Source organism: Pseudomonas sp. MPR-R2A5, from assembly GCF_058793055.1.
This window is the reverse complement of the sequence record NZ_JBXAFK010000017.1, coordinates 105,675-116,596: the sequence shown is the minus strand read 5'-3', so window position 1 is coordinate 116,596 and position 10,922 is coordinate 105,675. Positions and strand designations below refer to the sequence as shown.

The 10,922-nt window shown below is 63.1% G+C and carries 9 protein-coding genes; 6 read left to right on the top strand and 3 right to left on the bottom strand.

Going from position 1 to position 10,922, the window contains the following annotated elements; genetic code table 11:
- Positions 1-88 precede the first annotated feature (88 nt).
- Positions 89-754: a GNAT family N-acetyltransferase gene (locus tag AC1Q6I_RS14445; protein ID WP_024075176.1), complete on the bottom strand. Its 666-nt coding sequence runs from the start codon at positions 752-754 to the stop codon at positions 89-91.
- 20 nt (positions 755-774) lie between these two features.
- A complete protein-coding gene (locus AC1Q6I_RS14440) occupies positions 775-1,677 on the bottom strand; it encodes a LysR family transcriptional regulator (protein WP_102624219.1) in 903 nt (300 codons plus the stop codon).
- A 112-nt stretch (positions 1,678-1,789) separates the two neighbouring features.
- Between AC1Q6I_RS14440 and AC1Q6I_RS14435 the strand changes: the two genes are divergently transcribed.
- The 6 genes from AC1Q6I_RS14435 to AC1Q6I_RS14410 all read left to right on the top strand — a co-directional run bounded on the left by AC1Q6I_RS14435 (position 1,790) and on the right by AC1Q6I_RS14410 (position 9,733).
- Positions 1,790-2,995 (top strand): MFS transporter, encoded by a 1,206-nt coding sequence (locus AC1Q6I_RS14435; protein ID WP_102624220.1) that lies wholly within the window; start codon positions 1,790-1,792, stop codon positions 2,993-2,995.
- A 46-nt stretch (positions 2,996-3,041) separates the two neighbouring features.
- A complete protein-coding gene (locus AC1Q6I_RS14430) occupies positions 3,042-3,752 on the top strand; it encodes a FadR/GntR family transcriptional regulator (RefSeq protein ID WP_024075173.1) in 711 nt (236 codons plus the stop codon).
- A 112-nt stretch (positions 3,753-3,864) separates the two neighbouring features.
- Entirely contained in the window at positions 3,865-5,058 is a 1,194-nt protein-coding gene (gene lhgO / locus AC1Q6I_RS14425) for an L-2-hydroxyglutarate oxidase (protein WP_102624221.1), read from the top strand.
- Positions 5,059-5,115: 57 nt separating this feature from the next.
- Positions 5,116-6,441 carry an MFS transporter gene (locus AC1Q6I_RS14420; RefSeq protein ID WP_102624222.1) on the top strand — a complete coding sequence of 442 codons (1,326 nt, stop codon included), beginning with the start codon at positions 5,116-5,118 and terminating at the stop codon, positions 6,439-6,441.
- 81 nt (positions 6,442-6,522) lie between these two features.
- Positions 6,523-7,374 carry a CAP domain-containing protein gene (locus AC1Q6I_RS14415; RefSeq protein ID WP_024075170.1) on the top strand — a complete coding sequence of 284 codons (852 nt, stop codon included), beginning with the start codon at positions 6,523-6,525 and terminating at the stop codon, positions 7,372-7,374.
- Between the two features lie 172 nt (positions 7,375-7,546).
- Positions 7,547-9,733, top strand: a complete 2,187-nt coding sequence (locus AC1Q6I_RS14410; protein ID WP_102624223.1) for a GAF domain-containing hybrid sensor histidine kinase/response regulator — start codon at positions 7,547-7,549, stop codon at positions 9,731-9,733.
- Between the two features lie 3 nt (positions 9,734-9,736).
- Here AC1Q6I_RS14410 and AC1Q6I_RS14405 read toward each other — a convergent pair whose 3' ends face one another.
- Complete coding sequence (locus AC1Q6I_RS14405; protein ID WP_102624224.1) at positions 9,737-10,903, bottom strand: GGDEF domain-containing protein; 1,167 nt, start codon at positions 10,901-10,903, stop codon at positions 9,737-9,739.
- Between the last annotated feature and the right edge of the window lie 19 nt (positions 10,904-10,922).

Genomic DNA, 10,922 nt, shown 5'->3' with positions numbered 1-10,922 from the left:
GCTCCTACAGAAAGAAGGCGATGTACGCTTAACTGAACGGCATTAGCGCAAACCCGCTCGCCACAAAAAATAGCCAACCCGGCCCAGGCTAGCGCCCCGCAACAAACAACTGGACCTTGCGCGCCAGTTGATCCAGGTGCCGATCGCGCTGTTTCTCGGCATCCACCATCGCGCGCTTGCCGTGCTTTTGCAGCAGGTAGGTATGGATCTGCCGCACCTCCAGCGAGCTGTAGATAGACGCTACATCCAGCACGCCCATCAGCCCATCGCTGGCGTAGCCGCGGGTGTTCATCAGCACCTGGGTGTCACGCGCGGCTCGCACTTGAAAACCCATGGCTTCGAACACCGGTACCTTCTCCACCGCACATGCCAGTTCGGCATGGGGATAGCGCGCCAGCACGTCCTGAAGCATTCCGCGCGCCACGCCCTGGCGCCGAAAACCGGCTTGCACCGCCATGAACGCGATACCACACGCTTGAGGGTCATCTTTCATCGGTAAATACAGGCAAAAGCCAATCACCTGTTCGTCTTCCATCGCCACGACCAGCTCGACCGCAATCCCCTTCGATCCACCCAACGCCTCCAGGTACAGGTGCACCTCAAAGCCAATGGCGTACTGGTAGATGGTGTAGAGCAGGTTGCTCGGCGGCAGTGCCACACTGCTGATGTCGGTGAGGTTGTCCACCACCATCTGCAGGATCTGGCTGTTGATCGGCTCGGGGCACGGCGCGGTGTAGCGGGTAAGGCTGAACATGCAAATTCCTGGGTTTCACGTCAAGGCAGCGCGGATTGTACCTGCTGGGCACACACCTCGCGCAAACAGCTGCGCAACCAGCGATGGGCCAGGTCGGCGTCCAGGCGGGGGTGCCAGAGCATCGCGACAGTGAACGTCGGCAGCGCCAGTGGCAGTGGGAAACAGAACAGGTCGCGCCGGTCGGCGGTGTAGCGCTCGGGAACGGCGGCGATCAGGTCGGTGCTGCGGGCCAGGGCAATCGCGGTGGAAAAACCGGCGACGATGCTGGTGATCTGCCGAGCCAGGCCCAGCGCTTCGAGGGCATCGTCGATCTGGCCGCGCGCCTGACCGCGCCGGGACACATACACATGGCGGCCCTGGGCAAAACGTGCGGCGCTGACGTCGCCCTGACTGAGGGCATGACCGCTGCGCACCACGCCGATCAGGCGATCGCGAAACAGCGTCTGGGTCAGCACTTCGGGGCTGGCGGTGGGGTCGACCACACCGGTTTCCAGGTCGACGCTGCCTTCGCGCAGCAAGAGGTTGTCTTTATCGGTCTTGTTGACGAAGCGCAGGCGCACACCCGGGGCTTGCTGATCGAGACGGGCCAGCAGCGCCGGGCCAAAGCTTTCAACAAACTCCTCGCTGGTGCGCAAGGTAAACGTACGTGTCACCTGGCCCATGTCCAGGGACTGCACGGGGCGCAACACGGCCTGGGCGTCCTGCACCAGGCGGCCGACCTGTTCACGCAACTCCAGCGCCCGTGGCGTCGGCACCAGGCTTCGGCCCGCGCGGACCAGCAACGGGTCGCCCGTGGTTTGCCGCAGGCGCGCCAAGGCGCGGCTCATGGCCGAAGGGCTCAGGCCCAGGCGCTGGGCCGCGCGGGCGACGCTGCCTTCGGCCAGCAGCACATCCAGGGTGACCAGCAAGTTGAGGTCGGGCATCAGCGCTCCTATCAGGCGTTTGACGCAGGTATTCAGTGCAACTCATGCGTCTTCCGCCATGTTAGGCCACGCCGTAGATTTGTGACAGTTGCGTTCATTCAAGGAATCTCCCATGCACACTTCCTCACGTGGCGGTCTTACCAGCCTGTCCCTGTCCATGTTGCTCGCGTCCCTTGGCACCAGCATTGCCAATGTCGGCCTGCCGCGCCTGGCGCAAACGTTCGATGCGTCATTCCATGCCGTGCAATGGGTGGTGCTGGCCTACCTGATGGCGATCACCGCGGTGATTGTCAGCGCCGGACGCCTGGGCGATCGCCTGGGCCGCAAGCGGTTGTTGCTCGCCGGGTTATTGTTGTTTGCGCTCGCCTGCGGGCTGTGCGGTGTCGCGCCCGACCTGCATGGGTTGATTGCCGCGCGGGTCGCGCAGGGGCTGGGCGCGGCGATCATGATGGCGATGACCCTGGGCCTGGTCGGCGATACGGTGCCCGCGGAACGCACCGGACGCGCGATGGGTTTGCTCGGCACGATGTCGGCGGTGGGCACGGCCATGGGCCCCAGCGTCGGCGGCATGTTGCTCAGCGTGTGGGGCTGGCAGGCCCTGTTCCTGGTGGGTGCGCCCCTGGGGTTACTGGCGGCCGCCCTCGCCTGGCGCTACTTGCCGGCTGATCAGCAACGGGCGCGGCCAGCCGCCAGCGCAGGGTCGTCATTGAAAGCCGGGGCGTTGTGTGCCGGCCTGGCGATGAGTGCGTTGGTCGCCGCGGTGATCATGGCGACCTTTGTGGTCGGCCCTTTTTACCTGTCCCTTGGCCTGGGGCTGCCCCCTGAGTCGATGGGCCTGGCCATGGCCGTCGGCCCCTGTGTCGCAGCGCTCACCGGTGTACCGGCAGGCCAACTCACCGACCGCCTGGGCAGCCAGCGCATGACGCTCGCGGGGCTGGGCACTCTGCTCGGTGGCGCCCTGCTGCTGTCACTGGCGTCGGGACTGGTCGCCTACCTGGGCTCACTGGTGATTTTGACGGCGGGCTACAGCCTGTTCCAGGCCGCCAACAACACCGCAGTGATGAGCGGTGTGGAAAGCGCGCGCCGCGGTACGGTCTCGGGCCTGCTCAACCTGTCACGCAACCTCGGGCTGATCTTCGGTGCCTCGGCCCTGGGCGCGGTATTCGCGCGGGCGACCCCCGACGTTGTCCATGGGACCGTGCAATCGGTGACGGAGGGCCTGCATGCGACCTTTTTCGTCGCCGCCGGCCTCATGCTGCTGGCCTGTGCGATTGCAGGGTGGCGCGGTGTCGACCGCGCTCACCTGTTGACAAGATAAAATCGTAACGACTATTGTCTGACAACCTGACTACCAAGGTTGTCCCATGCTTGAGCTCCAGCGCCCCGATTCGCTTGTCGTACGGGTTGTCAGCGCCATCCGCGCAGAAATCGATTCCGGCCAATTGCCGCCCGAATCGCGCTTGCCCACCGAACAGCAATTGGCGGAGCAACTCAACGTCAGCCGCTCGGTGGTGCGCGAGGCCATCGCCCAGCTCAAGGCCGACGGCGTCATCACCGCGCGCCGCGGGCTGGGCTCGTTCATTTCGCAAACCCCGGCCGGCACGGTGTTCCGTTTTCCGCAGCCGAATGGCCGTCTTCCCGACCTGGCGCAGATGTTCGAGGTGCGCCTGTGGATCGAGACCCAGGCCGCCGCAATTGCCGCCCGGCGCCGCGACGACGCCGACCTGCAACGCATGCAACGCGCCTTGCAGGCCATGCAGGAGCATCGCGACAACTTCGAAGCAGCCGCCCTGGCCGATGTGGAATTCCACCGCGCCATCGCCGACGCCAGCAAGAATGACTACTTCGTGGCCTTCCATGACTTTTTACGCAGCCAGTTGGCCAGCGCACGCAAGACAGCCTGGGAAAACTCGGCCTCGCGTTTTGTCACCGGCTCCGCGGATGCGACCCAGGAACACCAGTTGCTTTATCAAGCCATTGCCGACGGTGACGCTCAACGCGCCGCCGCCAGTGCCGAGGCCCACCTGCGCGCTGCGGCCGGGCGCCTGAGCCTGGAATTGCCCACCACCAACTGACCGATTCCACCCCGTTTATAGCGTGTCCTCGACACGCCATTTTTTTAACAAAAACATTAGTCTGACAACCTGATAAGCAGACTGAAATGTGCACTGTGAGGTCCCCCACGCAATGATTCACGACTTTTGCATCATCGGCGGCGGCATCGTCGGCCTGGCCACGGCAATGGAGCTGCTCAAGCGCCAGCCCGGCGCGTCTTTGGTGATCCTGGAAAAAGAGCCCGTGCTGGCCAAACACCAGACCGGCCATAACAGCGGCGTGATCCACGCAGGCATTTACTACGCGTCGGGCAGCCTCAAGGCTGACCTGTGCAAGCGCGGCGCCGAAGCCACCAAACAGTTCTGCACCGAACACGGGATCAAGTTCGAGGTATGCGGCAAGCTGCTGGTGGCGTCCAGCCCGTTGGAAATGCAGCGGATGGAAGCCTTGTATGCCCGCGCCCAACTCAATGGCATGAAGGTCGAGCGCCTGGACGCGGACCAGTTGCGCCAACGCGAACCGAACATCGTCGGCCTGGGGGGGCTGTTTCTTGACGCCACCGGCATCGTCGATTACCGCCAGGTATGCGAGACCATGGCCCAGGTCATCCGCCGCAGCGGGGGGGAGATCTGCCTGGAGCGCACCGTGACGGCCATCCACGAGGACAGCGACAAAGTCACCGTCAGCACCCGCGGCGAAACCTGGCAAGCACGCCATCTGGTGGTGTGCGCAGGCTTGCAGTCAGACCGCCTGGCGCGCCTGGCCGGGGTCAGGATCGACCACCAGATCATCCCGTTTCGCGGCGAATACTTTCGTCTGCCGGCGGCGAAAAACAACATCGTCAACCACCTGATCTACCCGATTCCCGACCCGGAGCTGCCGTTCCTCGGTGTGCACCTGACGCGCATGATCGACGGCAGTGTGACCGTCGGCCCCAATGCGGTGCTGGGCCTGGGCCGTGAGAACTACCGCAAGTTCTCGGTGAACTGGCGTGACGTGGCGCAGTACGCCAGCTTCCCCGGTTTCTGGAAAACCCTCTGGCAAAACCTCGGTTCAGGCACCGCCGAGATGAAGAATTCCTTGTTCAAGTCCGGCTACCTGGAGCAGTGCCGCAAGTACTGCCCATCGCTGACCCTCGACGACCTGCTGCCCTACGAGGCCGGCATCCGCGCCCAGGCAGTGATGCGCGACGGCAGCCTGGTGCACGACTTCCTGTTCGCCCAGACCCCACGAATGCTCCACGTCTGCAACGCGCCCTCGCCGGCCGCCACGTCAGCCATGCCAATCGGCGCCATGATCGCCGACCGCCTGTTCAAGCCCGAGTAACCCCTGCAATACACGTCCATTTGACAATAACTACAAAGACCCAGAAGGAAGTCCAGCATGACGGCATCTGCCTCCATCCCCGGCACCGAAACGCCCGCACAAACCCGCAAGCGCCTGCGCAAAGTCGCCGCCGCCACCATCTTTGGCTCGATGCTGGAGTGGTACGACTTTTACCTATACGCCACCATGGCGGCGATTGTGTTCTCGAAGATCTTCTTCGATAACAGCGACCCTAAAGCCGCCGCGCTGATGGCCTTCTCCACCTTTGCCATCGGCTTCATCGCTCGCCCGTTTGGCGGCATCCTGTTTGGCTACCTGGGCGACAAGTTCGGCCGCAAGCAAGTGCTGGTGCTGACCTTCTGCCTGATGGGCGTGTGCACCACGCTGATCGGCCTGATTCCCAGCTATGCCTCCATCGGCATCTGGGCGCCGATCGTGCTGGTGTTTATCCGCATCATCCAGGGCCTGGGCGCAGGCGCCGAGCTGTCAGGGGCGGCGGTCACCTCCTATGAACACGCGGCGCAGGGTAAACGCGGCAGCCAGGGCGCCTGGCCGGCCCTGGGCCTGAACCTCGGCTTGTTGCTGTCGTCGCTCACCGTGTACCTGCTGACGATCAACGGCAACGAGTTCCTGTTGGCCGGCGGTTGGCGCATTCCGTTCATCTGCAGCATCGTCCTGGTGGGTGTGGGCCTGTGGGTGCGTAACAGCATTCCGGAAACCCCGCAGTTCAAGGAACTGAGCCAGGAAGCGAGCAAGGCCAAGGCGTCGCCTCTCAAAGCCTTGTTCAAGAACGACCTGAAGGGCCTGGCCGTGGTGTTTTTCGTGGCCATTGGCTACAACGCCCTGAGCTACATCTTCAAGACCTTCTCCCTGGCGTACCTGACCCAGTTCAAGGGCGTGGATGTCCACGTCACCTCGCTGTCGGTGACCATTGCCAGCCTGATTGCCATCGTCGCCGTGCCCTGCTTCGGCTGGCTGTGCGACAAGTGGAGCAGCAAGACCGTGCTGATACTGGGCGGGTTGCTCTCGCTGCTGTTCGCCTACCCGTTCCTGGCCCTGCTCAACACAGGTGAAAACCTGATGATCTACATCGCCATCGGCGTCGGTACCGGCCTCCTCGCGCCCATGATGTTTGCACCTCAGGGCTCGTTCCTGAGCCGACAGTTCCCCACCCAGACCCGCTCTTCGGGTTTCGGTACCGGGCGCGAAATCGGCACCGCCATCGCGGGCGGCCTGGCCCCGCTGGGCGCACTGTCTATGGTGGCAGCATCAGCGACCCACTCCACCGATGGCGTGGTGATTATCCTCGCTATTTCCGCGCTGCTGGTGGTGGTGTTTGCCTTGTGCGACCAGGGTCGTAAACACTCGGCATTCAAAAACTGAGGAAAAAAGTTCGGACCAACGGGTGCATGGACGCCCCCACATCGCGCATCATGGGCACTTTCAAGTTCAAGGGTAACGTCCATGCGCGTTCTGTCATTGATGATGGGTCTTACGACGCTGGCCGCCAGTGTAGTGTTCTGCGCCAGCGCGATGGCGAATGAAGAAAGTCAGTTGGTACAACAGATCAACGCGTACCGCAGCCAGGTGCAACGCTGCGGTGACCAGGGTTCCCAGGAACTGCCGCCGCTGGCCAACGATACGCGGCTGGTGTTGCCCGCCAGCAATGTCGGCGACCTGCAACAGGCGCTGGCACGGGCGGCGTACCCGATGGTGAATGTGCAAGCCATCAGCCTGTCCGGCCCCAAGGATGCCCAGGCGGCCATGAAGGCTGTGCGTGAAAGCTTCTGCCGCGTGGTCCTGGACCCGCAGTTCGTCGACATCGGCGTGAGCAACAACGGCCAGGATTGGCGCATCGTCCTCGCCCGCCCCCTGCTGTCCAGCGGCCGGGGCGATTGGCAGACCGAGGGCAAGCAACTGCTGAACCTGATCAACGCCGCCCGTGAACAACCGCGCCAGTGTGGCACCCAGGCCTTTAACGCGACCACCCCGTTGTCGTGGAACGCCAACCTCGCCGATGCGGCCAACAGCCATGCACGCAACATGGCCAACGGCAATTTCTTCGATCACCTCGACCCTGACGGCCGCACCCCAGGCGACCGCGCCGAACTGGCCGGGTATATCGCGAAGAACATCGGGGAAAACATCGCCGCCGGCCTCGACACGCCGCGCAAGGTGGTGGATGGCTGGCTCGCCAGCCCCGGCCATTGCGCCAACCTGATGAACCCGCAGTTTCGCGAACTGGGCGCCGCCTATGCGATGGATCCGAAGAGCGATGCCGGGATTTACTGGACCGGTTTATTCGGCTCGCAATAAGGTTTGGGCAACGGCCCCCGCCGACGCTCGTGCCGCGTTCAAACAGGGGCAGCATCAAATCGCCATCTAAGGGATACTTGCGCTGAACTGGCGGCGATTAACCGGGTCAGTAGCTTGGCGCCTGTCACGTTCGGGCGCGCTATAAGACTCTGGCAGACAAGGTGTTTTCCCAATGATGAATTGGCTGCAAAGCAGCAGCGACATGGCTGAGCGGATTCGCCAGCATGATTGGGCCAGTACGACCCTCGGGCCAATTGAGCTGTGGCCGGATGTATTGAAGACCACCGTTGCCCTGTGCCTCGCTTCCAGCTTCCCCCAAGCCATCATTTGGGGGCCTCGGTTGATCACGCTCTATAACGACGCGTTTGTCCCCATACTCGGCAATAAACCCTATGCCTTGGGCCGCCCGTTCAGCCAAATCTGGAGCGAAGCCTGGGATGAGATCGGTCCCATCGCCGACGCCGCCTTCGAGGGCCATGCCACCTATATCGAAAACTTCCCCTTGGTGATCGAGCGCAGCGCCACGCCGGAACAGGCCTATTTCACGTTCTGCTACAGCCCGATCCGTGACCCTAAGGGGCGGGTCGTGGGGATGCTCGACACCGTGACGGAAACCACCGCAACGGTGTTCCTCTCTCGCCGCCTGACGGTGCTGGATGCCATCGGCAACGCGGTGGCCAACGCCACCGACGCCGAAACCATCATGACGGCCACCACCCGCCTGCTAGCGCAGCACCTGCAGGTGTCCATTTGTGCCTACGCCGATATGGACGCCGACGAAGACGGCTTCACCATCCGCGACAACTGGACCGCACCCGGTTCGCCCAGCATCACCGGGCACTACAGCCTCAAAGCGTTCGGGCACACGGCGGTCAAGCATCTGCGCGCCGGTGAGCCGCTGGTGATCCGCAATCACCTGGTCGAACTGCCCGCCCATGAATCCCTGAGTTTCCAGGCGCTGGGCGTAGCGGCCACGATCTGCATGCCGCTGATCAAGAACGGTCGCTTGACCGCCCTGATGGCCGTGCACAACAAGACCGAGCGGGACTGGTCAGCCTATGACCTGGCGTTATTGGGCGAGGTAACCGAGCGTTCGTGGGCGCATATCGAACGCGTACGCGCCAACGCCGCCGTGCGCGAAGGCCTGGCCGCGTTCACAGAGCTCAACGCCACCCTGGAACAACGGGTGGAAGAACGTACACGGCTGTTGACGCAAACCGAAGCCGCCCTGCGTCAGTCGCAAAAGCTCGAAGCTATCGGCCAATTGACGGGGGGTGTCGCTCATGACTTCAACAATCTATTGACCATCATTCGTTCGTCGGTGGACTTTCTGCGCCAACCCGGGCTCTCCGAGGAACGCCGCCAACGCTATATGAGCGCGGTTTCCGACACGGTGGAACGCGCCAGCAAGCTGACCAGCCAGCTGCTCGCCTTTGCCCGCCGCCAACCGTTGAACCCGGAAGTCTTCGACGTAGGCCAGCGTGTGCAGAACATCGCTGAAATGCTGGAAAGCGTGACCGGCGCGCGCATTCAGGTTCGCGTCAACCTGCCCGAGCAGCCTTGCCATGTGCGGGTGGACTCCAGCCAGTTTGAAGCGGCATTGATCAATATCGCCCTCAACGCCCGCGATGCCATGGACAGCCAAGGCACCCTGACCCTGAGCGTCGCGCGCCTGCCCGCCTTGCCGCGTATCCGCGGCGATGCCGAATCGCGCCAGCCGTTTGTGGCGGTGTCCCTGGCCGACACGGGCAGCGGTATTGCCGGCGACACTCTGGAGCGCATTTTCGAGCCGTTTTTTACCACCAAGGCCGTCGGCAAAGGCACCGGCCTCGGTTTGTCACAGGTGTTCGGTTTCGCCAAGCAGTCCGGCGGTAACGTCGATGTGGCCAGCACCCTTGGCGAGGGCACGGTATTTACGCTTTACCTGCCCGAAGCGGAACCGCAGCTGACCGGGAACGAGCCCGCACCCGCCGAGCCGACACCCTTCGACACCAGCACCCTGCGCAATATCCTGATTGTCGAGGACAACCTGGAGGTTGGCCGTTTCGCCAACCAGATCCTTCAGGACCTGGGTTACCAGACCACCTGGGTCACCGATGCCGAACAGGCATTGGCCCTGGCCGGCCCGGATGCCAGGGCATTCGATGCGATTTTCTCGGATGTGGTCATGCCCGGCATGACCGGCGTGGCGATGGCCAAGGTCTTGCGTCAGCGCCGCGCGGACTTGCCCGTGGTGCTCACCTCTGGCTACAGCGACGAGCTGGCAGACAACGGCTATGAAGGGTTTGCATTCCTGGCCAAGCCCTACTCCGCCGACCAAGTGGCGCAAGTGCTGGCCAAGGCCATGCTCAAGGACTGAGCCCTACTCCGCCACGGCCACTTGATTGCGGCCCAGGGCCTTGGCGCGGTACAGCGCCTTGTCAGCGGTATTCATCAGGCCGTGCAGGTCCTGATCCTGGTTGTGGGTCGACGCCACCCCGAGGCTGGCGGTCAAGCCCTGGACCGGGTCCGATGCCAGGCCGGCGATCGCCTTGATCAACTGCTCGGCGATATCCAGCGCGGTTTCCAATGACGTGTTGGGCAGCAGCACCGCAAACTCTTCCCCGCCCAGCCGACCATAGACGTCGGCCTGGCGAAACGAGGCGCTGATCACCCCACCGATCTGGCGCAACACTTGGTCCCCCGCCTGGTGGCCATAGGTGTCGTTGATTTGCTTGAAGTGATCCATGTCCAGCATCAGCGCACACAGGGGCTGCTGGTGATACCGGCACTGCGCGTACAACTGTTGGGCATGTTCGAAGAATGCGCGACGGTTCATCAGGCCGGTCAATTCGTCGGTCTGTGCGGCGTGGGTGGAAATCGTGTGGGCGCGCTCCATCTCGCGGGTGAGACGAAAGGCTTTCTCCAGGGCGTCGGACATTTTACGCGTGGCGCTGACCACAAACGATGAGAACACCAGCACGGCCAGCGCCATCCCCACCTGCATCGGCGATGGCTGGAACAGCAGCCACAGCGTCGACGGCAACAGTACCAGGCCAACCGAGGCCATGGTCATGTAGCGATAGGCCGAGTAACAGGACACGGCGCTGACGGACATGCCCACGGTAAACAGGATGACCAGGGTCTGGGACAGCCGATCGTCGGTGGGCATCACCGCAAAGGCTCCAAGGCCCCAGACGCCGGCAGACAGGCACAGGGTGATCCAATAACGCCGCTCCCAGCGGTCCGGGGTGCGTTCGCTGCCGGGGCAGCGAAACCAGTCCATGAACATCTTGACCCGCAGCAGCGACGAAGCCGCCAACACCAGCAGCCAGACCATCATGACCTGATGATCGAAGCGATCCCAGCACACCCAGCAGAGCATGACGGCAGCGAAGTAACTGCCGAAAATCGCAGCAAAAGATTGGCGAAACAGCTGGTGCAAACGGTCAGTTCGCACCTGCTCTTCTATAAAGCAATCCTCGTCCTGACTACGCCCAAGGCCATTCATGAAACCCGCCCGATTCGACTGCCGCAACAAAGATGCCATTGTGGCATCCTGCCACTAG